The sequence below is a fragment of the Arcobacter defluvii genome (assembly GCF_013201725.1).
GTDB classification, from domain to species: domain Bacteria; phylum Campylobacterota; class Campylobacteria; order Campylobacterales; family Arcobacteraceae; genus Aliarcobacter; species Aliarcobacter defluvii.
The window spans coordinates 2,771,568-2,796,048 of record NZ_CP053835.1; the positions used below are offsets into that span (position 1 = coordinate 2,771,568).

Annotated in this window: 25 protein-coding genes and 2 tRNA genes; 7 read left to right on the plus strand and 20 right to left on the minus strand. The window is 26.2% G+C overall.

Features of this window, described 5'->3' with window-relative positions; genetic code table 11:
• Window positions 1-32 precede the first annotated feature (32 nt).
• From ADFLV_RS13870 to ADFLV_RS13890, 5 genes are all read right to left on the minus strand, one after another.
• The gene (locus ADFLV_RS13870) at window positions 33-1,391 is read right to left on the minus strand and encodes a hypothetical protein (protein WP_129010827.1); all 1,359 of its coding nucleotides are present in this window, start codon (window positions 1,389-1,391) and stop codon (window positions 33-35) included.
• Window positions 1,388-1,738: a hypothetical protein gene (locus tag ADFLV_RS13875; RefSeq protein WP_129010826.1), complete on the minus strand. Its 351-nt coding sequence runs from the start codon at window positions 1,736-1,738 to the stop codon at window positions 1,388-1,390. The genes ADFLV_RS13870 and ADFLV_RS13875 overlap by 4 nt, the downstream gene beginning before the upstream one ends.
• Entirely contained in the window at window positions 1,738-1,983 is a 246-nt protein-coding gene (locus ADFLV_RS13880; RefSeq protein WP_129010825.1) for a hypothetical protein, read from the minus strand. Before ADFLV_RS13880 ends, ADFLV_RS13875 begins: the two co-directional genes overlap by 1 nt.
• Window positions 1,980-2,168, minus strand: a complete 189-nt coding sequence (locus tag ADFLV_RS13885; protein ID WP_129010824.1) for a hypothetical protein — start codon at window positions 2,166-2,168, stop codon at window positions 1,980-1,982. Before ADFLV_RS13885 ends, ADFLV_RS13880 begins: the two co-directional genes overlap by 4 nt.
• Before the next feature lie 268 nt (window positions 2,169-2,436).
• A complete protein-coding gene (locus tag ADFLV_RS13890) occupies window positions 2,437-3,795 on the minus strand; it encodes a replication endonuclease (protein ID WP_129010823.1) in 1,359 nt (452 codons plus the stop codon).
• A 552-nt stretch (window positions 3,796-4,347) separates the two neighbouring features.
• On the opposite strand from ADFLV_RS13890, the gene ADFLV_RS13895 reads away from it, so the two are divergent.
• Window positions 4,348-4,854 (plus strand): hypothetical protein, encoded by a 507-nt coding sequence (locus ADFLV_RS13895; RefSeq protein ID WP_129010822.1) that lies wholly within the window; start codon window positions 4,348-4,350, stop codon window positions 4,852-4,854.
• A gap of 177 nt (window positions 4,855-5,031) precedes the next feature.
• Here the strand turns inward: ADFLV_RS13895 and ADFLV_RS13900 are convergent, their stop codons facing one another.
• From ADFLV_RS13900 to ADFLV_RS13910, 3 genes are all read right to left on the minus strand, one after another.
• Complete coding sequence (locus ADFLV_RS13900) at window positions 5,032-6,060, minus strand: tyrosine-type recombinase/integrase (protein WP_164968491.1); 1,029 nt, start codon at window positions 6,058-6,060, stop codon at window positions 5,032-5,034.
• Window positions 6,061-6,307: 247 nt separating this feature from the next.
• Window positions 6,308-6,396: transfer RNA gene (locus tag ADFLV_RS13905), tRNA-Ser, on the minus strand.
• A gap of 12 nt (window positions 6,397-6,408) precedes the next feature.
• A tRNA-Leu gene (locus ADFLV_RS13910) sits at window positions 6,409-6,495 on the minus strand.
• A gap of 192 nt (window positions 6,496-6,687) precedes the next feature.
• Between ADFLV_RS13910 and ilvD the strand changes: the two genes are divergently transcribed.
• The 4 genes from ilvD (at window position 6,688) to ADFLV_RS13930 (ending at window position 11,824) form a co-directional block, all read left to right on the plus strand.
• Window positions 6,688-8,376 carry a dihydroxy-acid dehydratase gene (ilvD, locus tag ADFLV_RS13915; RefSeq protein ID WP_129010820.1) on the plus strand — a complete coding sequence of 563 codons (1,689 nt, stop codon included), beginning with the start codon at window positions 6,688-6,690 and terminating at the stop codon, window positions 8,374-8,376.
• 117 nt (window positions 8,377-8,493) lie between these two features.
• On the plus strand, window positions 8,494-9,915 hold the full coding sequence (locus tag ADFLV_RS13920; RefSeq protein ID WP_129010819.1) for a Do family serine endopeptidase: 1,422 nt from the start codon (window positions 8,494-8,496) through the stop codon (window positions 9,913-9,915).
• Window positions 9,916-9,926: 11 nt separating this feature from the next.
• Complete coding sequence (locus ADFLV_RS13925; protein WP_216833238.1) at window positions 9,927-10,604, plus strand: response regulator transcription factor; 678 nt, start codon at window positions 9,927-9,929, stop codon at window positions 10,602-10,604.
• The gene (locus ADFLV_RS13930) at window positions 10,601-11,824 is read left to right on the plus strand and encodes an ArsS family sensor histidine kinase (RefSeq protein ID WP_129010818.1); all 1,224 of its coding nucleotides are present in this window, start codon (window positions 10,601-10,603) and stop codon (window positions 11,822-11,824) included. The genes ADFLV_RS13925 and ADFLV_RS13930 overlap by 4 nt, the downstream gene beginning before the upstream one ends.
• Window positions 11,825-11,836: 12 nt before the next feature.
• On the opposite strand, the gene ADFLV_RS13935 is transcribed toward ADFLV_RS13930, so the two are convergent.
• A complete protein-coding gene (locus tag ADFLV_RS13935) occupies window positions 11,837-12,259 on the minus strand; it encodes a hypothetical protein (protein ID WP_129010915.1) in 423 nt (140 codons plus the stop codon).
• The gene (gene cbiB, locus ADFLV_RS13940) at window positions 12,259-13,146 is read right to left on the minus strand and encodes an adenosylcobinamide-phosphate synthase CbiB (RefSeq protein ID WP_129010817.1); all 888 of its coding nucleotides are present in this window, start codon (window positions 13,144-13,146) and stop codon (window positions 12,259-12,261) included. Before cbiB ends, ADFLV_RS13935 begins: the two co-directional genes overlap by 1 nt.
• Window positions 13,147-13,241: 95 nt before the next feature.
• Between cbiB and ADFLV_RS13945 the strand changes: the two genes are divergently transcribed.
• On the plus strand, window positions 13,242-14,663 hold the full coding sequence (locus tag ADFLV_RS13945) for an SDR family oxidoreductase (RefSeq protein WP_129010816.1): 1,422 nt from the start codon (window positions 13,242-13,244) through the stop codon (window positions 14,661-14,663).
• On the opposite strand, the gene ADFLV_RS13950 is transcribed toward ADFLV_RS13945, so the two are convergent.
• From ADFLV_RS13950 to cobT, 10 genes are read right to left on the minus strand one after another with little or no spacing between them, the layout of a single operon-like run.
• A complete protein-coding gene (locus tag ADFLV_RS13950) occupies window positions 14,660-16,051 on the minus strand; it encodes a cobyric acid synthase (RefSeq protein ID WP_129010815.1) in 1,392 nt (463 codons plus the stop codon). The genes ADFLV_RS13945 and ADFLV_RS13950 overlap by 4 nt on opposite strands.
• Complete coding sequence (locus ADFLV_RS13955; RefSeq protein ID WP_129010814.1) at window positions 16,052-17,047, minus strand: hypothetical protein; 996 nt, start codon at window positions 17,045-17,047, stop codon at window positions 16,052-16,054.
• A gap of 22 nt (window positions 17,048-17,069) precedes the next feature.
• Entirely contained in the window at window positions 17,070-17,756 is a 687-nt protein-coding gene (locus tag ADFLV_RS13960; RefSeq protein WP_129010813.1) for an SDR family oxidoreductase, read from the minus strand.
• A 15-nt stretch (window positions 17,757-17,771) separates the two neighbouring features.
• A complete protein-coding gene (locus ADFLV_RS13965) occupies window positions 17,772-18,380 on the minus strand; it encodes a hypothetical protein (RefSeq protein WP_129010811.1) in 609 nt (202 codons plus the stop codon).
• A complete protein-coding gene (locus ADFLV_RS13970; protein WP_129010809.1) occupies window positions 18,374-19,387 on the minus strand; it encodes an aminotransferase class I/II-fold pyridoxal phosphate-dependent enzyme in 1,014 nt (337 codons plus the stop codon). Before ADFLV_RS13970 ends, ADFLV_RS13965 begins: the two co-directional genes overlap by 7 nt.
• Window positions 19,384-20,130 carry an adenosylcobinamide-GDP ribazoletransferase gene (locus ADFLV_RS13975; protein ID WP_129010808.1) on the minus strand — a complete coding sequence of 249 codons (747 nt, stop codon included), beginning with the start codon at window positions 20,128-20,130 and terminating at the stop codon, window positions 19,384-19,386. The genes ADFLV_RS13970 and ADFLV_RS13975 overlap by 4 nt, the downstream gene beginning before the upstream one ends.
• On the minus strand, window positions 20,127-20,621 hold the full coding sequence (locus ADFLV_RS13980) for a bifunctional adenosylcobinamide kinase/adenosylcobinamide-phosphate guanylyltransferase (RefSeq protein WP_129010806.1): 495 nt from the start codon (window positions 20,619-20,621) through the stop codon (window positions 20,127-20,129). The genes ADFLV_RS13975 and ADFLV_RS13980 overlap by 4 nt, the downstream gene beginning before the upstream one ends.
• Entirely contained in the window at window positions 20,621-21,220 is a 600-nt protein-coding gene (locus tag ADFLV_RS13985; RefSeq protein ID WP_129010804.1) for a MarC family protein, read from the minus strand. The genes ADFLV_RS13980 and ADFLV_RS13985 overlap by 1 nt, the downstream gene beginning before the upstream one ends.
• 12 nt (window positions 21,221-21,232) lie before the next feature.
• Window positions 21,233-21,856: a GDSL-type esterase/lipase family protein gene (locus ADFLV_RS13990; RefSeq protein WP_014475353.1), complete on the minus strand. Its 624-nt coding sequence runs from the start codon at window positions 21,854-21,856 to the stop codon at window positions 21,233-21,235.
• Between the two features lie 3 nt (window positions 21,857-21,859).
• The gene (gene cobT, locus ADFLV_RS13995) at window positions 21,860-22,924 is read right to left on the minus strand and encodes a nicotinate mononucleotide-dependent phosphoribosyltransferase CobT (protein ID WP_129010802.1); all 1,065 of its coding nucleotides are present in this window, start codon (window positions 22,922-22,924) and stop codon (window positions 21,860-21,862) included.
• Window positions 22,925-23,060: 136 nt separating this feature from the next.
• On the opposite strand from cobT, the gene ADFLV_RS14000 reads away from it, so the two are divergent.
• Window positions 23,061-24,467, plus strand: coding sequence for a DASS family sodium-coupled anion symporter (locus ADFLV_RS14000; RefSeq protein ID WP_014475355.1), 1,407 nt, complete (start codon window positions 23,061-23,063; stop codon window positions 24,465-24,467).
• The last annotated feature ends 14 nt before the right edge of the window (window positions 24,468-24,481 follow it).

Sequence of the window (24,481 nt, forward strand, 5' to 3'; positions counted from 1 at the left end):
AGGGTTAAAACCCTTAAAAACCCAAAAGAATGCTAAGCTCTCGAAAAGTTAAAAGGTAAGTTGTTATCTTTATCTTCTATTTTCCCAAAATTTTCAAAATTTTTATTAAGATTGTTTTGTAAAATAAAATCTTTGTATTTGTTATTTTCTTGTTCTATTTCTATAAATTTTGTCTTAAAATCTCCAAAATTCTTTACAAAATTCTCTTGTTGTTCTTTCAAAATTTTGTTTTCTTTTTCCAATTTTCGATTATCGTTGTCTAATGTTTCAATTACTTTTACAAGTTTTGTTTTATCATTCATTAATTCTTTTTCAAAATTTTTTATGTTGTTATAATCCATATTTTGAATGTCGATTTTTTTCATTTTTTCAAATTCAGAAATCAAATCTTTGAAAAGTTCATTTATATTTTCAACTTTAGTAATAGTTTCTTTTTTTAAAATTCCAAACTCTTCTTTTTTTAAATGTTTTTGTAAAACACTTTTTAAATTACTACTTATAAAACCTCTTTGTTCTTTGTCGTTTTCAAACTCAATTTTGTTTTTGTCGGCCCTTTCTTTTTCCTCTTGTCTAGCAACATTTAACAAATTTGTTAATTGTTCAAATTCGAACGAATCTCTTTCAAAATTTTGTCTTAAGTCTTTAATGTCATTTTTTACACTTTTAGCAAGATAATATTCTTCTTTTCTTCTTTTTTGTAATTGTTCCAATTCGATTTTTTGTTTTTGTAAAGCAAATTCTAATGTTTCCAAATGTTCTTTTTTAGTTATGTTTTTACTAATTCCTCTTTGAAAATCCAATTCAACTTGTTGAAAAGAAATCGCTGCTAAATCTTGCAAATCTCTAAAATCTTGTTTTGTAAAACTACCCAAGATTGATTTTTCTTTTTCCAGATGATAATTATATGCGATAATATGGTAGTGCAAATTTTTTTTTGCCTCATTTCCCTCATAGTGCCCCTCATCAAAATGCTCAGAATACATTAAAGTTTTTATTCCATAATTTTCGTTTAAATTCTCAATAAATTTTTCGATACCTGTACTTAAATCTATATCATTATCAAGATAATAATTCGATTGTTCTTCAGACAAAGCAACTACAAATTCAATTAAATGATTTTGAAGATAATCTCCAGAATTTTCTCTTTTACTTATTAGTTGTTGTCTTTGTTCTTCTAATTTATCCAAGTTCTCTTTCACTTGATTAAAACTCTCTAAATTGATGAATTCATCACCAATTAAGATTTTTGACCTATTCCCTAGACTATCCTCTTTATTTAATAAATAATCTATCTCTTGACCTTTTTTCAATCTATTTACATTATGCTCATAAATTAATTCCAAAAAATTTTTATTAACACCTCGAGAGGTTACAGAACTATAATTTCTCATCTATCAAATCCAAAAGTTTCTTCTTCTATTTCCAAACTTTTTACATTGTCATAAGACAATTTTTTCATTTTTTCAATTTGATTTTTAAAGTCGTTTAAATTAATTTCTTCAGCAACTTCAACAACTCTTGTTGTTTCTTCTTCTTCGATAATTTCGACTTTTTTTCTTCCATTTTTTGTAAATTTAGATTTATCTTCTTTAACTTCTTTTAAAGTTTGTTCAAATGCAGCCAATTCTTTTTTTAAATGATTGTATAACTTATCAATTTTATTTTGTACTTTTCCAATTTCAACCAAATGACCTTTAAATTCGTCATTAAGTTGTTTTAATGTTTTAAACTTTTCCATTAGTAAAACTCCTTGAAATCTTGGTTTTCTTGTTGTTTTTGTTTGTTAAGTTGTTTTTCTATTTCCAGAATAATTTTCTCATTTTCGATATTTTGAGATTTTTTTCTATCTTGATAATCTTCGAAATCTTCTTTATCTTTTTTTAAAAGTTCTTTTGCTTTTGCCAATAAAATTTTTTGTACTTCTTCTCTATTTTTTCCATTTTTTAACATTGTGTAAATTTCTAATAAAATTGATACTATCATTTAACACCACCTTCAAAATTTTCAATTCTCAACATTTTCATTTTTTGTTTTAAAGTTAAACTTTCATAATGTTTTTTAACTATTTCATTAACTAAATTTGATTTATTTCTACACTCAATTTTAGATAACTGCTCCAAAAAGTTTACGACACTTAATTCTAAATTCACACTTATAACTTTTCTCATTTTAGACCTTTATTTTTTTAGTGTTGATTTTTTAAACTTTATGTTAAAGATAACCAACAAACTTTATAATTTATGGAATGATAAGAACGACTTTGATACTTTATAAGGAGTATATGTTGTTGTATTCTATTTATAGAAACGACAAGATAGACGAGTTAGAAATATTAAAGCAACGATGAATTATCATTATTTAATTTGGGAATAAGTTTTTAATCTTTTTCCTATATCATTTAATTATAATAAGAAATTTTATTTTTATTAATTTTTATTAACTTTTGATAGGAAATTTTCTCTTTTCTTTAATTTCCCAACAAAAAGTTTTTAATTTGTTCTCTTTTTTAGTTAAATTTGTAACCAAATATTCTTCTTTGTCATATTTCAAAAGTGTTGTTGTGTCTATATGTTCAAAAATTTTTAAATCAATAACTCTATAAGAGCTAACATTTTTCACGCAGTTATGTAATGTAAATTCTAAATCTTTGAAAAATGTTTTGAAGTTAAAATCATCAATAAAATTTTTTACATAAAATTCATTAATAACTTTTAAAAATTTTCTATTTGTTCCAAATCGATTAAATGTAAATAAATCAAATTTACCTGTATTCAAAAAGCAATTATCAAAATCGTTTTTCTTAGCACACTTCCAAAAATCATTTTTTAAATAATCAACATAATCTTTTACTAAGTCTAACTCTTTTTTGTCTTTCGTTTGTACTCTCTCTTTTTTTACTTCAATCGAATATTTTGGACTTTCTACAATATGATTTTTGATTTTTACTTCTTTAGTCGTTTTGCATTTTGTTGTTATTTTAATATTACATTCGTTCAAAATCTTAACAATAGGATTTTCTTTCAAATCTTTAGTTATTGATGTGTTATTCTTAATTTTTTTATATAAAAATCTCTCTAATCCATTAAGAATAGAACAAGTAAAAATTCTAATTTTATGAGATTTTTTCCAACCATTAAAAACCCTAAATTTCTCACAATCTTCCACATTTGTATTTTTTCTAATGTATTTCAAAAGATAAGAACTAGAACGACTTAAATCTTTTATTTCTTCGATTTCGAAAGATTTTCCCAGAGAATTTTTCTTAATTGTGTTTTTAATATGTTGAATTAAATTCTCTTTAAATTCACTTTTTACATATAGAATACTATGAAGATGAGGAGTAAAATTTTTATGAGGTTCGAATACTTTTGAATAATATACTTTTTTAAATTCTCTATTAACTCTAAAATTTTTGTAAATATCTCTAAAACTTGAATTTAATAATTTGTATCCAGATTCGATTGTATTATTTTCGTCAAATTTAGGATTATATCTCTTAGTCGTTTTACTAAATTTGTGATAACTACTTGGTAAAGTTAATGTTAAAAATAGAGTTGAATATCCTTTTTCTTCGATGATTTTATTTTCCAAAATCTTTTGATTGTACATAAACCAATAATAATCATCTTTTCTAAATTTAGCTTCGTTATGTTCAAAACTAATTAAATCTTTTTGACCCATTTTTTCAACAATTAGAAAATTATTAAGAAAACGATTTATATCAATTTCTTTTTTAATAGAAAAATTTTTATATTCAATATTTTTAGTTTTTACATATCTCTCAAATTTAGTCATCAACAACCTTTTTATTATTGATTCTTAATTATAAGTTATATTTTTATTTTTAATAATTTTATTAATTTTTAATAGATGAATTTAATTATTTTAGATTATTTTTATATATTTAATTAATTTTTTAGTTAGATTTATTTGTTAGACACTTTTTTTATATAGAGTCAAGCAATCTCTAAAACTGCCATTTTAGAGATTGATAAAAAAAGCTTTAACATACTTTTTAAATTAAATTTAATTGAGTAAAATAAAGATGTTGTGTTGTTTGGTTATGTAAATATAGATAGTCTTAATTTGAAATTGAACTAATATTATTTATATTTTGTTTAAAATGTATTATTCATTAAAGAATTATATATTGGAAATATGAATCACAAATATGCTTAAATAAAACTTAAATGTTAAGCTATATTTCAGTTGTTTTATTATATAATTGCATTTAATTAAATATATCCAACTATATTTAAAGTTCTTTTTACATAATAGACTTTACTTTTTAAATAAAAGTATTTAACAATAAGATTATATATACAAAAAACACAGGAACTATAAAAGATGAAAAGCATAAACATAAAAGATTGTATATCACAACAAAGAAAAGAATATTTGATAAAATTGAATTATCAAATTGAAATAAATAAAAAACTATTACCAGAATTAATTGATTTATCTTCAAATGAAGTTGAAAAATTAATTCATACTACTAATAATAAAGATTTTATTAACAGATTAATTCTAAGCAATGATCAAGAACATTTAGTAAAACTATTAAAAAATCAAAATCTTACTAAAACCATACTAATTAAATTATATAACATATTTGAATCACTAGATAAAAAATATATGTATCAATATTATTTTTTACTTAATAAAAATACTCCATTATCAATTTTAAAATTAATTTTTAATTCTAATATATCTATGGGAGTAGGAACTAATAAATATTTAGAATATTTTATTTGTCATCCTAAAACTACAACTTCTTTTTTAAAACAAATTTATAAAAAATATCCAAAAGAATTTTTAAAAGATTTATTAACATCAAAAAATATATATCTATAATTAATGACATTGATTTCAATAAGCCTATAAAATAATTAATTATATTTCTTTAACAAAAAAAAATTTTATTCTTTAAAACTACCAAAAATGGAATATCAACCTTTTTAGATTGTTCTTCCATTTTTCTTAGTGTTTTCTTATTTATCTTTGGTGGTTTTGACATACCTAATAGCTCTTTTAGATAATAGAAATGCTATCTATAACCTCTTTTTTAACTTTTGTACTAAAACCTTTACCATAAATATTTAAAGTTAGTTTTTTATCATCATTTTTTGAATGTCCTACTATTTCTTGTATTAATTCCACTTTGTCTGGGTGTTGATTAATTAATTGACTAACAAAATTAGCTCTAAATGTATGTAATGATTTTGTACTATCTTTATCAATAACCATATATAATTGTTTTAACATTTCTTTATTAAAAGCATTATCAGTTTTAATTGATAATGGAAAATCTAACCCTAAAACCATATCTAAAATGTCTTTGTGAATTGGTATTTTTCTAACACCAGTTTCAGTTTTTGATTCTTTTAAATCAAAACAATAGATTTCATCATCTTGGATAATATCTTCTTTTTTAATACTCCATAGTTCACTAATTCTCATTCCAGTATGTGCAAGAATTTTTAGTATATTCTTATGATATGAACTATAATCATAGTTAAAAATATTTTCTAAATCTTTTTTAGTAAAGTTTTCTTTTTTCTTAGTTTCTTCTTTGATAGATACCATTTTAGAACAATTTTCACTTATTAATTTTTTAGATAGTGCGAAATCTAGGAACTTACTAACATAAATCATATTGTTATTAATAGTTTTTGGGTTTAAACCTTTGTTTTTTAAATGTGTTCTAAAATCTTGAAAATCATCATTGCTTAAATTATTAATATTAGTATCTTTAAAATAGTTTTTAAGCTTATCAAAAGTGGTAGCATAGGCTTTATAACTTGCTTGACTAACACTTCTATTAGTTTGTTCTTTTAATGTCTTTAAAGAGTCTATAAATTGTAATTCTAATAGTGCAAATGTTATATGTTCTTTTTTATCTCTACTATTTGTTAGAGCTTCATCAACTTTTGTATATTGTTTCTCTAGTGCTATAATTTCTTGATGTGTAGCAGTTGTAATAGCTAATTGTTCTCTTAATTCTTCAATAGTGTCATATTCAAAGATATAACTATAATCACCTAGTGTTAGTGTGTACAAAAAATCTTCCTTACTCATAATATCAAATAATTTTTTTCTTTGTAAACAAGTTTTTAAATTATTTGTGTGAAGTGATATTCTATACAATTTATTATTAATTTTTCTTCTGTAATAAAAAGTTTCATTTACTTTGTAAATTCTTTTAGTATCATAAGTTTTATCAAAAGTATCATAGAGCAATTTTTTTTGTTTGCCAAAAGACTTTGAAGCTTGATTTTTAGGGGATTGTTTGTCATTTGTAGGTAAATGGCAGAGAGCAAGGGATTCGAACCCTCGGAGGCGTGAACCTCGCCGGTTTTCAAAACCGGTACAATCGACCAACTCTGTCAACTCTCTACTCATTAATAATGGTGCGAATGATCGGAATCGAACCGATACTCCCAAACGGGAATTGGATTTTAAGTCCAACGCGTCTACCTGTTCCGCCACACTCGCTTTTTATAGGTAAGACAATTTAAGTCTTTTACTCAAATTGGACTGGAATTATAATAGGTTTTTTATTTATTGTCAAGAGTTTTTTGAATAAATTTCTAAATTTCTAAAAAATACCTCATTTTAATGGAAATTGAACAGCAATAAATGTATAATTTATTCATATAATTTACGTATATTTAAAAGGATAATACATTGAGAAGTGATGAAGTAAAAAAAGGGTTCGATAGAACACCTCATAGATCATTGTTAAGAGCAACAGGACTTAAAGATGAAGATTTTGATAAACCATTTATTGGTGTTGCAAACTCTTTTATTGAATTAATTCCAGGACATTTTTTCCTAGATAAAGTATCTGCTATCATAAAAGAAGAGATTCGTGCAAATGGGTGTGTACCATTTGAATTTAATACTATTGGTGTTGATGATGGAATTGCAATGGGACATGATGGTATGTTATTTTCTCTTCCTTCAAGAGAATTAATTGCAAATTCTATTGAAACAGTAATGAATGCACATAAACTTGATGCAATGATTGCTATTCCAAACTGTGATAAAATCGTACCAGGTATGATTATGGGAGCTTTAAGAGTTAATGTTCCAACTATTTTTGTATCAGGTGGACCAATGGAAAAAGGTTACACAAAAGATGGAACTCCAATTGACTTAGCGACTGCATTTGAAGCTGTTGGAAAACATGAAGCTGGACAAATGAGTGATGAAGAGTTAAAAGATATTGAGTGTAATGCATGTCCAAGTGGTGGTTCATGTTCAGGGATGTTTACAGCTAACTCTATGAATACACTTATGGAAGCTATGGGTATTGCACTTCCTGGAAATGGAACTATCTTAGCTTTAACGCCCCAAAGAGAAGAGTTATATAGAAAAGCAGCTAGAAGGATTTGTGAAATTGCACTTGATGCGTCATCAAGAGAAAAATATAAATTAAAAAATATTTTAAATGAAAATGCAGTTAAAAATGCTTTTGCTGTTGATATGGCAATGGGTGGAAGTTCAAATACAGTTCTTCATATGTTAGCTATTGCAAAAGAAGCAAATGTTGATTTTAATTTAGAAGATATAAATAGTATTTCAAAAAAAGTTTCTCATATTGCAAAAATTTCTCCATCATTAAGTACAGTTCATATGGAAGATATAAACAAAGCCGGTGGCGTAAATGCAGTTATGAAAGAGATGACAAAAAGAGGTGATGATATTTTATTAGATAACCTTACAATCTCTGGTGAAACTATATTAGAAAAAATCAAAGATGCTTATATCAAAGATACAAATATCATTCACACTATTGATAATCCATATTCACAAGTTGGTGGATTAGCAATTCTTTATGGTAACTTAGCAGAACAAGGTGCTGTTATTAAAACTGCTGGAATTACTGGTTCAAGAGTTTTCACAGGGAAAGCTGTTTGTTTTGATGGACAACCTGAGGCTATTAAAGGAATTGTTTCTGGAAAAGTAAAAGCTGGTGATGTTGTTGTTATCAGATACGAAGGTCCAAAAGGAGGACCTGGAATGCAAGAAATGCTTGCTCCTACTTCTTTAATCATGGGAATGGGACTTGGAGATAAAGTTGCGTTAATTACTGATGGAAGATTCTCAGGTGCAACAAGAGGTGCTTCAATTGGGCATGTATCTCCAGAAGCTGCTGAAGGTGGAATGATTGGATTATTAAAAGATGGTGATGAAATTCACATTGATGTTGACCAATATATTTTAAGTGTAAATCTTACATTTGAAGAGATTGCTCAAAGAAGAGATGAATTTGTACCTCTAAAAAAACCTCTTAACTCTTCTTGGTTAGGACAATATAGAGCACTTGTAACAAACGCAAGTTGCGGAGCAGTTCTAAAAACTGATTTATAATAAGTAGGGCTTTTGCCCTATTTTAAAATATTAACCCTCTATTAACCATTGATTGGAAAATAGTTTACTCTTATACTTTAGAATGTTAGAATAATAAATCGAAAAAAGGATATAAAAGTGAAGAAAAAACTTTTAATTATTTCTACAATAATTGCAACTCAATTATTTGCTAAAACTATAGATTTTGAGATGATGGATAAAAATCCAGTAAGAGTTACTCCTAATTCTACAACTGAGATTATGTCATTTAACAGCAGTATTAAAAATTCTTTAAATTCAATTGTTAATATTTCTGCTAAAAGACATGTGGATTCGACTTTAGATACTTTGCCTCTTCAAATGTTTAATGATCCATTCTTTAAAAGATTTTTTGGAGATCAATTTGGAAATCAACTAAAACAAAATAGAGTCCAAAGATCTTTAGGTTCAGGTGTAATTGTTTCGAAAGATGGTTATATAGTTACAAATAATCATGTTATTGAAAATGCTGAAGAAATAACAGTAACTATTGGTGATGATACAACAGAGTATAATGCAAAACTTATTGGTAAAGATGCAGATAGTGATATTGCTGTTATAAAAATTGAATCAAATGTTGCATTAAATCCTATAAAATTAGGAGATTCAAATAGTTTATTAGTAGGTGATGTAATTTTTGCTATTGGTAATCCATTTGGTATAGGAAGTACAGTTACTCAAGGTATCATTTCTGCACTTAATAAAAATAAAGTTGGAATAAATAGATATGAAAACTATATTCAAACGGATGCTTCTATAAATCCTGGAAATTCAGGTGGTGCATTAGTTGATAGTAGAGGGGCATTAATAGGTATTAACACAGCAATTATCTCTAAAAGTGGTGGAAACAATGGTATTGGATTTGCAATTCCAGTTGCAATGATAAAAGATGTTGTTGAAAAACTTGTAGCTGATGGAAAAATCACTAGAGGTTATTTAGGTGTTGCTATTGCTGATTTAGACAATGAATTATCAAAAGTTTATAAAAGAAAAGAAGGTGCATTAGTTTTAGATATATCTGCCGAAACACCTGCTGCTAAATATGGTCTAAAAAGAGGAGATTTAATTTATGCAATAAATGGAAAAACTATCAAAGATAGAAGTTCTTTACAAAATACAATTGCATCATTTAAACCTGATGAAAAAATTAAATTAGACATAGAAAGAGATGGAAAAGATATGTCATTAAACATTGTTTTAGGAGATAGAACAAGTTTAGTACAAATTCAATCAGACAACAATACTTTCCTAGGTGGTTTAAAACTTAGTCAAATTGATGCAGAAACACAAAAACAATTTAGATTATCTTCTGATATAACAGGAATTTTAATTTCTGATGTAGAACCAAAATCTAAAGCTGAAAAAGCTGGTTTCCAAGCTGGTGATGTTATTATTCAAATAGAAGATGTCGAAATTAAAAACTTTACAAATGTTGAAACAGCATTAAAAAGATATAATAATAAATATAAAAGAGTTTATGTAAATAGATATGGACAAACTATAATGTTTGTAATTCAATAAAAGGATAGACCATAATAAAAGTACTTATGATAGAAGATGATTTAGAGTTAGCCCAAATCATCACAGATTATTTAAAATCATTCGACATAGAAGTTATAAATACTGATAGTCCATATAATGGACTATCAATGCTTAATGTGCATAAAGATTATCAACTTATTATTCTTGATTTAACCCTTCCTGAAATTGATGGATTAGAATTAATCCCAAAAATTAGAGAAAAATCAAATATACCAATTATCATTAGTTCAGCTCGTGATGATATTTTAGATAAAGTTATGGGTTTAGAAAGAGGTGCTGATGATTATCTTCCAAAACCATATAATCCAAGAGAATTGCAAGCTAGAATAAAAACTATTTTAAAAAGAGTAGAATCAAAAGATGAACCTAAAAAAACTGAACAAAACTCTTTATTTGAAGTAAAAGATAGTGATATGCAAATACTTTTTAAAGGTGTTGCCTTAACTCTTACATTAGCTGAATATGATATTTTAAAACTATTAATTCAAAGAAATCATGGAGTTGTTGCAAGAGAAGATTTTATCTATGCAAGTGATAATATAGAAGATGATTCATCGCTTAAAAATATAGATGTAATTATTTCAAGAATTAGAACAAAACTATCAAAAATTGATGATAGTCAAACTTATATTAAATCAGTAAGAGGTATTGGATATCAGTTAATATGATAAAAAATATCTCTATTTCTACTTTTGTAAATATCATATTTACATTGGCTTTTATCTCTATTTTTATAACTTTTGCAATGTTTATTAATTACGATAAACAAAAACATGAACTATCACTTCAAAATAGATACGAACTAATTGCAGAAAATTTTTTAAGTTCATTCCAAAATCAACCAACTGTTGAATCACTTATAGCTTTATATAAAAAGTTCCAAGTTATGCCTATTGAAGATAGAGACAAAAAATTAGAAATTATTAAAAATGCTCAAGAGTTAACAATCACTCAAAACTATTTAGGAACTTATAGAGTTTATAAATATAATGACATATACTATATTTATGTTCAACAATATGGTTACAATCTAATGTTAAAAGACTCTGCAAACCACAACTATAGTATGGCTTTTATAATCGTTGGATTTGCTATATCTTTATTTACCTTTTTATTTTTATATGAAATTTTAAAAAGAAAATTAAGACCTTTAAATACATTAAATAAACAAATTATTGAATTTTCGAATGGAAATAAAGACATAAAACTAAACTATACAAGCAATGATGAAATTGGAACGATTGCTAGAAATTTCAATGAAGCTATAAACATTATAAACAATCAATCTAAATCAAAAGATTTATTTATGCGAAATATGATGCATGAATTAAAAACTCCTATCACAAAAGCTATGTTCATCGCTGAAACACTTGAAGATGATAAAACAAGAGAAAATCTTCAACGTGCATTTAAAAGAATGGATGATATTATCAAAGAGTTAGCAACTGTTGAAAAACTGACTTCTAAAAATACAATGATTTATAAAGAGGAAACTAACTTTTTTAATATTTACTCTAAAACTTTAGAATTAATGATGATAAATCCAGAAAATATTGCAGCTAAAATAAGAGACTTCAAATTTGATGTTGATATTTATATGATGTCAATTGCTTTAAAAAACTTAATTGATAATGCGATAAAATTTTCAACAAATAAAAAAGCAATAATCAATGCAAATAAAAAACATATCGAAATAATCTCTTTAGGTGAACCACTTAAAAATGAATTATCCTACTATACAGAAGCATTTTCACAAGAAGAAAAAAGAAGTGATGGTTTTGGATTAGGGCTTTATATTGTAAAAACAATAGTAAGTTTACATGGATTTAAACTTGAATATAAATACGAAGATGGGAAAAACTACTTTATCATAAATATGGAAAAGTAGTTTTCTAAGTTTCTAATTTCTCACATCTTTCATAACTTCAAACCAATTTCTATTAAAATGTTTTTTAATATATTTAGCTCTATGTGGCACTATACAACCTGAACAATTTTGATGAATATAATCCTCACCAATATATTGTGCTCCATCACGAGACTTGATATTACAAACTGAAAATAGAGTTTTTCCATCTTCTGTTTTTTCAAATCCATCCATTTTAAATCTAAAATTTGGACAGGCACATAAATAGCAATTTAAATCTTCCATATCATGACATTTTTTATTATCTTTATAAAGTGGACAAAAATCTGGTTCATTTTTTACCATATTTTCAAATCTAAAATACTCTATTACCTCATCAACTGATTTATCAGTTAATTTTTTCATTACATTTGCATGAAGATTACCCTGTTGGATAAACCACTCTTCATAAGTCATCATAAAACTCCTAAAACTAATACAATTATTATAAAAATATCTAAACGGTTTCTAAGAGATAATGCCTTTAATACATCATCTTTTTCTATTATCTCTTTTCCATCTCCAAAATATGGTTTATCTTTCAACTTACCAAAATATGAAGTAGGACCGCCAAGTTTAACATTTATAGCTAGTGCTAAAGCTGATATTGGAAGCCCAGCATTAAAACTATCATGTTTTTTCCCATATTTTTTAAACTCAAGCAATGCTTTTAAACTAAAAAATAGTATTGAGATTAAAATTGCAGTTATTCTTGCTGGAATAAAATTTAAAACATCATCAACTCTTGCACTAAATTTTCCAAATTTTTCATATTTCTCATTTCTATAACCAACCATAGAATCAAGAGTATTCACAGCTTTATAAATAAACGCTCCAACTATTCCAAAACATAAAAGATAAAATAGAGGTGCAATTACTCCATCACTAAGATTTTCTCCATAAGTTTCAATAGCTGCTTTATTTATATCACTATCACTTAATTCTTTAGTATCACGACTTACAAGCATTGAGATTTTTTCTCTTTTAATATTTATATCATCACTTGAAACTACATCTTTTACACTATCATAAAGTAATTTTGAAGACAAAGTAAAGGAAGCTAAAAATCCTTGAACTAAAATATTATCAAATAAAGATAATAGATATGAGACTATAAATACAATAAACAAAAGAGAAGAAGTAAGTAATACTCCTCTAAAAATAGAATCTTTATAAAAATATTTTTGAAACCAAGAGATATAATTCCCCATCAAAATAATAGGATGTTTAAAAAACTTCAATTCTTCAAACTCTCTAAAAACTCTATCTAAAATATATGCTATTAATGCTACTTCATAATACATTGAACTTACAAATCCTACGATTTTAATTTTTTAATAAATGTTATAATTTCTAAATAAAATGGAATAGTATCATAGTTTATTAAAAGGAGTCAAAAGTGAAAGTATTATTAACCGGCTCAACTGGATATATTGGAAGAAGATTAAAACAAAAACTTCTAGAAGATAAAAATATAGAATTAAAACTCCTTGTTAGAAATAAAAATAGTGTACGTTCAAACTTACAAAATAAAATAGAAATTATTGAAGGTGATACTTTTAACAAAGACTCTTTAAAAGAGGCTCTAAAAGATGTTGAAACTGCTTATTATTTAATTCACTCTTTAAGTAATGAAAACTATAAAGACCTAGATAAAATCTCTGCTCAAAACTTTTTAGATGTAGCTTGTGAATGTGGAGTAAAAAGAATTATTTATCTTGGAGGTTTAGGAGTTAAAAATAAAAATACAAGTGAACACTTATTAAGTCGTATTGAAACTGGTGAAATTCTAAGTTCAAATAAAAATGTTCAAACTATTTGGCTTCGAGCAGGAGTTATAATTGGTTCAGGAAGTGCAAGTTTTGAAATAATAAGAAATCTTACAGAAAAACTTCCAGTTATGACAACTCCCAAATGGGTAACTACAAAAGCACAACCAATAGCAGTAAATGATGTACTTTCATATTTATATAATGCATTATATTTAGAAAAAAAAGAAAATCTAATAGTTGATATTGGTAGTGAGCAATTAAGCTATAAAGATATGATGTTAAAAACTGCAAAAGTTTTAGGTTTGAAAAGATGGATAATTCCACTTCCTTTTATGAGTATAAACCTTTCATCTTATTGGTTAAATCTTTTTACTCCTGTTCCTTTTTCTATTGCAAAAGCTTTGATTGAAGGATTAAAATCAGAAGTTGTAATCCAAAATCAAAATGCTAAAAAATATTTCCCAAATATTGTTCCTATTTCCTATGAAGATGCTGTAAAAAATGCAATAAAAGAGATAGAAGAAAATCAAGTAATAAGTAGATGGAATGACAAAGGTGATGAAGTTTGGGATAAAATAGAGAATAAAGAGATTTCAAAAGCAATTTTTATAGATAGAAAAGAGGAAAATATTTCAGATATTGATGCCTCTAAAATTTATAAATCATTTATTAGTATTGGTGGAGCTAATGGATGGTTTGATTTTGACTTTTTGTGGGAATTAAGAGGAATAATTGATAAACTAATTGGTGGTGTTGGACTAAAACGAGGAAGAAGAAGCCAATGTGATTTAAGAATTAGTGATTGTTTAGATTTTTGGAAAGTTGTTGATTTAAAAGAGAATGAAAGACTTCTTTTATACGCACAAATGAAAATCCCAGGTGAAGCATGGCTTGAGTTTAAAATCAAAGATAATAAACTAATTCAATCTGCATATTTTTATCCTAAAGGAGTTTTAGGAAGATTGTATTGGTATGCTTTGATTCCTCTACACTATTTTGTATTTAATAACATGATAAAAAGTATAATCAAAAAAGCAAAAAGCTTTTAGCTTATACTTTTTACTAGATATTCAACATCTATCTTTTCTTTTAAAGTTGAGATAAAACTATCAACTGTTTGCTTTTTATAAAGTGCAAAATCAAATCCTATATAATCACTTTTTATAGATTTAAAATATTTTGTTCTAAACTCATCATTATCAAAAATCTTATGTACAAATGTACCTTTGAAGTTTTTTTTCTCATATGACAAAGGATATTTTTGACACATTCCATGATGTATTTCAAAACCCTCTATTTTTGTTCCAAATAACTCATAACTCTTTTTCTCTAAGATTTTCTCTTTTTCAAAAACTATCACATCATCAATCAAAGCAAAGCCATCTTCACTAATAGCTTCTTCATTTTCTAAAGAGTATCTATCTTCAAGGGTTTCAAACATCATCTCATATCCACCACAAATGGCACAAATATCTTTTTTGTAGTTTTTGATTTGTTCAAATAGACCAGTTTGCTTTAACCATAATAAATCTTTGATAACTAGCTTACTTCCTGGAAGAATCACTAAATCAAACTTTTCTAAAGAGACATTTGAACTAACAAACTCAACTAAAACTTCATCATCAGCAATCAATGGTTCAAAATCATTGTAGTTACTCATATATGGATATGAAATCACTGCAACATCTAGTTTTTTGTTTTTTGGATTTTGAACAAAATTTTTCAAACTTGCACTATCTTCAAACCCTAGATTAAATGGAATATATGGTAACACTCCTAAAACTTTGATTTTAAAATCTTCTTCGATTATTCTAATTCCCTCATCAAATAATGACAAATCACCTCTAAATTTATTTACTATTACACCTATTACATTTTTTCTAAGTTTTTCTGGTAGTAGATTATAAACTCCCCAAATTGAAGCAAAAACTCCACCCTTTTCTATGTCTGCTACAAGTATGATTTTTGTGTTGTATTCGTTTGCAATAAAAATATTTGATAAATCTTTATCCATTAGATTTAGTTCAACTGGACTTCCAGCCCCTTCTGCAACTATACAATCATATTTTTCATCAAGATAATCAAAACATCGCTTAACTGCAGGTTTCAACAAATCTAAATCCCTATAATATTCTCGCACATCTTTGGAAGTTACAACTTTTCCCTCAACTATAAGTGAAGCAGAACTTCCTCGACCTGATTTTAGTAAAATTGGATTTAGATGATATGAAGTTGGAACTTTTAAAACCTCTGCTTGAAAATATTGGGCGATTGCTATCTCACTTCCATCATCACAAACATGAGAATTATTTGAAACATTTTGTGCTTTAAATGGAACTACATTTACTCCTAAATCTTGAAGGATTTTAGCAATTACAAAAGTTATTGTTGATTTTCCAGCATCGCTTGAAGTTCCAAATATCGAGATATTATTCATTTATTTATTATCCTTATAATCTGATATACCATTATTTGCAATATTCTCAATGATTAATTTATCAAAAGGTTTTTTTAAATTATTTATGCAAAAAGTGTTTAACTTATTTCTTGAAAATTCTATTATTTTTAATAATTCATCTGAATAATAAACTTCATCTAAATCCTCAAACCAAAGAATAAAATGGGCAAATATTCTCAATTCCATTTCTTCAATATACCATTTTTCTGTTGGACAAATTTCTTCCATTAAATATTCAACTATATAATAAATATATAAAAGAATATAAGGCAATCTGCTATATAAATAAGCCCATTGAGTTAATTTTGAATTATCATCTGAAAAAATAAAGTTTATATTGAATTTATCCGTCTTTATTGCATCATGTTCTGTAAATAAATGCATCGCGTGATTACAAATTCCATCAAAATTATCTTCACATCTTTTGTTATATCTTAAATTAGCAAGATATGAAAATGAAAATAAACTAGTCAATTCTAATTTATCAAGTACAATATTTATTCTTTCTTCATGTCCTTTTATTCCAGTTTTTTTCATTGTTATACTAGGTCTTAATTCCAAAGGATTATTTGCTATACTTTTTCCAAACTCTGTTTCACTAATTAACATTGATTCTAATAGATATAAACTTTCTTGAATTGGTTTTCTTATTAACATATATGTGATATTTAATTTAGCCTTTTTTGATGAATTAAGTGCTTCATAAATACAATGTAAAGTATCACTTAATAATGCAGGTAAAATAATTGTTTTTAATACTTTATCCCGATGCTTATAAAATTTATTTTCATGAAGAAATAAAAGAATATCTTCATCATTTTCAAGATTATTTGTAATTTTTTCATCTAAACTAAATTCATAATCAAAAATATCCTGATTTTCACCACTTACTAATGTGTTTACTAATAAGTCATGAATAAAAAAGCATAAGTCATGTGCTGAAATAAATTTTTCTGGTAAAAAGTTATTCTTCATTTTAAATTTTCCATCAAAACTCCTAAACATAAATCATTTTTTTAGTCATTCCACCATCAACAACAAAATCACTTCCAGTTATAAAACCTTTATTTCTTAATAAAAATTTAACTACATCAACCACATCATCAGGAGTACCAACTCTTCCACTTGGATGTTGAAAATTATCATCTTTTGTTGGTAGATAATCTTCATTTGTATTTATCCAACCAGGAGTTATTGAGTTCACTTTTACATCTGGACTTAAAGAAATTGCTAAAGCATGAGTTAAAGAGCTAATTCCACCTTTTGAAGCACTATAAGCTTCTGTTCCAACTTCACTCATAATTGCTCTTGTCGAAGAGATATTTATAATATGTCCTTGAGACTCTTTTAAAAAATTTGAAAACTCTTTTGATAGAATATAAGGTGCAGTTAAATTTGTATTTATTATATTTTCCCACTCTTCGATAGTCTGTTTTTCTAAAATCTTTGAAGAAAAAATCGCTGCATTATTTACAAGAGCATAAAGTGAATCAATATTTGTTTTTATTTTTTCAATAGTTCTAAGAAGTTGTCCTTTATCTGATAAATCACATTTATAAAAATCTACTTTATCCATTTTATTTTCAACAATATCTATATTTATAATATGATATTTTTTTCTTAAATTTTTTGCTATAACTCTTCCAATACCATTTGAGGCACCAGTTATAATGATATTTTTCATTTAATCTCCTAAATATTATTTATATTCTAATTTATTAATTACTAATTTTTTATTTTGAAATGGGTCAACTATTGCTTCTATTTCATCTAATTTATATTTCAAAGGAAAACCTATTTTTGAGTTTGTTGCTGTACTTTCTAAGATGTAAAATTTTTCATCATTCACATATAAAGCTTTTCTTTTTAAATCTATTTTTTCAAGATTAATTATCACAAAAATATGTTCAGGAACTAAAACAAAATATATATCTTTGTAACCTTTTACTTTTAAAAGTGAAATTAAAAGATTTGATTTATCATCACAATCGCCAAAATTTTGTTCAACTACTTGTTTTGCACTTCTGGCAATACTTTCATTTATTTTATAAGGAATTCTTGTAACAAAATCAAGCATAGATTGTACTTCACAAATTTTGTTACTGTTACAATCTTTTGTTAGAAAATTTGCAAGTTTTATAGTATAGTCATCAGTTCTTACTTGGTTTACATAAGTTGCATCACAAATATCAATAAACTGATTTTTAACTATAAAAAAGGAACTAATAATCAGATAAATCACATAAGCAAGAAATATAAAAGATATAAAAAAAGAAAAATATTTTAAAAATCTATTTTCAATCAACATATCTCTTCAAGCGCCCTTTTTAGTACTTCATTTGCACTTGAAGATTTTACAGCAACTCTTATAAATCTATCATCTAAAAAATCAAAGTTTGAGCAATCTCTAACCATGATTTTAAATGGTTTTAATTTTTCTTGAAACTCTTTTGCATTTAGACTTTTTAGTTTTATTAAAACATAGTTTGCACTGCTTTCAAAAACTTTATCTATCAAATTAGAACTTTTTAGAATATTTTCTAACTCTATTTTATTTTTTATATTTATGGCTTTTGAAATAGATTTAAAAAGTTTATCATCAAGTGCAGCTTGCAAATAGTTCGAATCAAATTGTGATAATTTCCACATAGGTTCAAACTCTTTTAGCTTTTCTATATTTGCTTTTGTAGAAACAATAGTCCCTACTCTAATACCTGCACTTGAATAAAATTTTGTCATTGATTTTAAAATATATAAATTATCGTAAGTTTCTAGATATTTTATAGCACTAGATTTATCACAAAAATCTAAAAAACTCTCATCAATCAAAATCGTACAAGACTTTTCTATCCAAGTTTTCATCAACTCTTCTAAATCATAATATCTTCCATCAGGAGTTGAAGGATTTACAAAAATTACAAAACTATTCTCTTTTACTTCTTGATTAATATTTTCAAATCTATTTATTAGATTTAATTCATAGCCAAAATTTAAAGCAGCTTTTTTATACTCTAAATAAGCAGGCGAATAAATAGTACAAGTTTTTAAAGCTAAATGTCTAAATAGAGTAAAAATAGCGCTACTTCCACCATTAAAAAGCTCAATTTGAGAACTATTAACTCCATAATTTGAAGATATTTTTTTATATAACTTATCATAAGTTGGATATGAAGATATATCTAAAGTGTTAAAATCTATATTTATTTGAGGTTTTACAAAATTTATATTTGAGGATAAATCTATGATTTCATCAACTCTACAATTTAACTCACCTGCAAATTTTTCTATTTGTCCACCATGTTCAAAAGTTTTCATAATATTAAAAGTAATCCTATATTTAAAAGTATTAATTCAGTATGTTCAAGAGTAAATCCTAAACAATCTCCATTTACAAAGCCAAATTTATTGTTTAAAATTTTTAATACAAAATAAAAACTCAAAAGTGATAAAACAAATAAAACTAAAACATTTGTTCCAATAAAAAGTGCGATTATTAGATAAATCAAAGCAAAAAGTTTAAGTTGAGAAATCCCAGAATTTGCAAAGGCTAAAGATAAAAAACTATCTTTACTAAATTTAAAATATCCAAGAAGATAAATAAGATTTAATCTAGAAATTACACAAATAAGTAAAAATAGAACATACTGTTTTTCATATAAAACATAAGTAATTATTCCAACTTTTAAAAGTACAAATGAAAAACCATATAAAGCTCCAATTGCACCAATAGTTGACTCTTTCATTATCTTATAAGCATCTTTTCCACTATAAGATGCAAACCAAGCATCAACCACATCTATAATTGCTTCTGTGTGTATAAACCCATAAAGAGCAAGATAAATAACCGCACATACAAAAGATGCATATAAAGGATGGAAAAAATCAACTAATACATAATTTAAACCTATTACTATTGAAGCTAAAATCGCTCCAACAAGTGGCAATAAAACTAAAGTATATTTATAAGTTTCGTTGTTAATTTGCATATTTTTCACAAAAACTGGAATAATTGAAAAATATGAAAGAGCAAAGAAAAAGGCATTTAATAGTTGTTTCATTTTAATCTTCTTTCTAATCCAAATTTTACTTCATAAACCTCATCACAAAGTTTCACAAGCTCTTGTCCAATAAGTCCCGTAAAATCTACAAATTTTCGTGATTCTTTATCAAAAGGTATTATTCCATTTGATACATCATTTAAAATAAAAATTATATTTGCTTCTATTTTACAAATCTCTTGAAGTTGCTTTTTTAAAATCTCTTCATCAACTTCAAGATTATTAAAAAGCCACATAGAAACACAATCTATTAAATATGTATTATTCTTTTGTACAACTTTCTCTAAATTTTTTGCTTCTTCAATAGTGATAAAATTTTCTTCTCTTTCAAGAATGTGTTTATTTATTCTATTTTGCATAGAATCATCACCAAATGAATTATCATAAGTTGCCACATAATAAGGTTTTTTTTCACATGAGAGTTCTAGTGATTTTTTTATTCCAGCTTTTGTTTTGCCTGATTTTTGTCCACCAAAATATAATATCTTCATCATAATCCTAAAAAGTTTTTAATACCTGTAAATACAATTTGAGCTGAAAGTGCAGCAAGGAATAATCCAGTAATTTTTGAAATCACTAAAAGTCCATGTTTTCCTATGATTTTTTCTATGAAACTTGAACTATAAAGCATAATTCCTATTACTAAAACAGCACTAATTAAAGCTAAACTTCCAACTAACATTGAAGATGTATTTTCAAAAGTTGCACCCATTACAAGTAAGATACCAATAGTTCCAGGACCAATAGTAACAGGAATTGATAAAGGTACCACTGCAAGTTGCGAAATATCTTTATCTCCTACTTTTGTACTATCTTTATTTCCTTTTACTAATTCAACAGCTGTTATAAATAGTAATGCACCCGCACCTATCCTAAAAGCATCAAGAGTTATTCCAAATATTGAAAAGATATTTTTCCCAAAAAAAAGTAAAATCATACTCGCAACTACAACGGAAATAGTAACTTTTATAGCTAATGCTTTTCTTTGTTTTATTGTTGCTTCATTTGTAACAGTTAGAAAAACTGATAAAACAAAAAAAGGTGTCATAATGAAAAACATTTTCAAAAATGTAGAAATAAATAAATCCATAAAAATCCTAATTTAAAAATATTTTTTAATCTCTTTTGCCCAAAGTTCATAAGCTGAGCCATTTAAGTGCAAATCATCAAAAGTGAATTTTTTCTCTAATACTTTTTTTGGAGCAAAAATTGGATTTAGATTTATAAAAGTAATATGATTTTCTTTTGCATACTTTTCTAATCTTTTGTTTAACTCTTCAACTTTAAAGTTGAAATTTTCCATTCTTCTTTCACCAATAAAAAGTGTTGATTGAATATAAACTTTTATATTTTTATCTTTAAAAGTTTTGATGATTTTTAAATAGTTATTATAAACTTCATCTACTTCTTTTCCTCGCATAATATCATTTACACCAATCATTATAAAAACTTGTTTTATATTTTTATTTATTGAATCTAGTCGTTCTAACACACCGTTTGTTGTATCACCACTAATTCCCCTATTTTGTACTTTGTCATTATTAAGTAATTCATCCCAACGTCCTTCATCAGTTATAGAATCACCTAACATCATAGTTTCATATTTATCATTATTTTGTAACATTTCAAATTGACTCTTTTTATGTTTATAATATGGATCATCTTGTATTTGCCAAGCTTGTAACATCAAAACTCCACTAACTAATAATAAAATTAACTTTTTCATCTTTTATCCTAAAAAACTCTCAATTTTTTTTGTAACTACTTCTTTGGATAAGCCATTTATTGTTGCATAACAAAGTGCTCCACCACAACCAACACCCTCTTTTGCTTCACCTTCATCATAAAGTTTAAGTGCAGGATGATTTGATAAGCTAAAATCAAAATCACTTGCATAAGCATTTATTGGGAAATCTAATTGTTCTAATATTGCTTTTAGATTTGAATCTTTATCTTTATTTATCCATTTTGTTGTACAAAGTGCAAGATTTGAAGAATCAATTTCGCCATCCATACTTTGTAAAATAGAATTAACTACAAGTAAAACACAAGCCATTTGTGTTCCACCTGCAAGGATAACTTTTAAGTCATTTACTCTACTTCCTAAAATAAATCCCGCATTAAAAATAATCATATTATCACTAACTTTTGATAAGATTTCAAAAATATCATCATTTGTATCTAAATTTTCTAAAGCTTTATTTATTGTTTCATTTTTTATATCATTTGGAGAATTTTTAAATGAACTAGAAAAATATCCTTCACATTTGTATCCAAGAGCTTTTGCAGTTGCATTTGCTGTTGTAGTTCCAGCTGGAATTGTTTCAGCTATTATCACATAATCATCTTTTGTTTCAAAATTTTGACCAAATTCTATTCCTTTTTGAAATATTTCCATAGCAGGTATTTTTGCATTTTTATCAATACTTTCACTTGAATTTATATCAAAATTATAAATCTTAAAATAATCTATTTGAGGAATTACATCTAAGCCCAAATTTAAAATCTCGATATTTGAATATGGTTTTAATTCATGAATTGCTCTAGTTATAAGAGCAGGTGTTGGCACACCTTTTGGTGTTTGTGCAATATCAGGAAGTGAACGAACTTCTTTTGTACATAAAAATTCAGCATCAAGAGTGGGAGTAAGATAGAGTTTTCCAGGTATTCCAGCTTGCGAAATATTTGGTATTTCACATGTTTTTGTCACACTACAGCTAAGTAAAAAAGTTGCTCTTTTACCTCTTAAGAACTCTAAAAAATCAACTTTTCCTAAAATTGTTTCAAAATTCATTTGAAGCCTTTTTGTATAATTTTTGGGAAGTATAACAAATATTAGATAAATGCATATTTGTTTTAATTTTAGCTTATATTTATTTTGTAACTAAATTATATTATAATAACATTATAATTTCAAAAGGAGGATTTATATGTCAAATCAGACTATAAAATATATTGTCCCTGTTGCAGTATTATTGATCTTATGGTTCATTCCAGCACCAGAAGGTTTATCAGCTAATGCATGGCATTTTTTAGCAGTATTTTTTGCTGTTGTTGTAGGACTTATTATTGAGCCAGTTCCAGCTGCTCTTGTGGGTTTTACTGGTATTTCATTAGTTGCACTTTTAGGGTTAGTAGGAAATCCTAAAGAGAGTATTACATGGGCTCTTTCAGGATTTTCAAATAGTGTTATTTGGTTAATCTTTGCAGCTTTTATGTTTGCACTAGGTTATAAAAAAACAGGTTTAGGGAAAAGAGTTTCACTTATTATGATTAAATATATGGGAAAAAGTTCACTTGGTCTTGGATATGCAGTTGCATTTTCGGATTTAGTTTTAGCTCCATTTATGCCATCAAATACTGCTAGAAGTGCGGGATCTGTTTATCCAGTTGCTATTAATATTCCACATATTTTTGATTCTTATCCAGATAAAGATCCAAGAAAATTAGGTGCATATATCTCTTGGGTTGCAATTGCAACTACTTGTATTACAAGTTCTATGTTCTTAACTGCACTTGCTCCAAATTTACTAGCAGTAGATTTAATCGGAAAAAGTACAGGACATGTTATTAGTTGGGGAGAATGGGCAGGAGTTATGTTACCACTTATGATTCCATTATTCTTACTTACTCCTTGGTTAACTTATGTTGTTTATCCACCTACACAAAAAAAATCTCCTGAAGCTCCTGCTTGGGCAGCAGAAGAGTTAAAAAAATTAGGTGCAATTACTTTTAAAGAATATCTTATGGCAGGGCTTGCAACTGTTGCACTTGTTCTTTGGATTTTTGGTAAAGAAATTGGTGTAGATTCTACAACTGTTGCTATTTCTGTTGTATCAATTATGGTTTTAACAAATGTAATTACTTGGGATGATTTGATTTCAAATAAAGCTGCATTTAACGTACTTATTTGGTTTGCATCTTTAGTTGCTATGGCAGCTGGTCTTAAAAAAGTTGGTATTTTAGACTGGATTGGAGCAAATACACAAGAAATGTTAGCAGGTATGAGCCCAATTGCACTTATCTTATCATTACTTGTTCTTTTTTTCTTATTACACTACTTTTTTGCTAGTGTTACAGCTCATGTTACAGCTCTTGTTCCAATATTTATGACTATTGCTGCAAGTTTACTTGCACCTGAACAATTAGTTCCATTTACTGTTATTTTAGCTGGAAGTCTTGGGGTTATGGGAATTATTACTCCTTATGCTACTGGACCATCACCTATTTGGTATGGAGCAGGATATATTTCACAAGCTAGATGGTGGGGATTAGGTGCGATATTTGGTGCACTTTATCTTGCTGTTATTATCTTAGGTGCATTTATATTCATCTAAAAAATTTAAAAGAG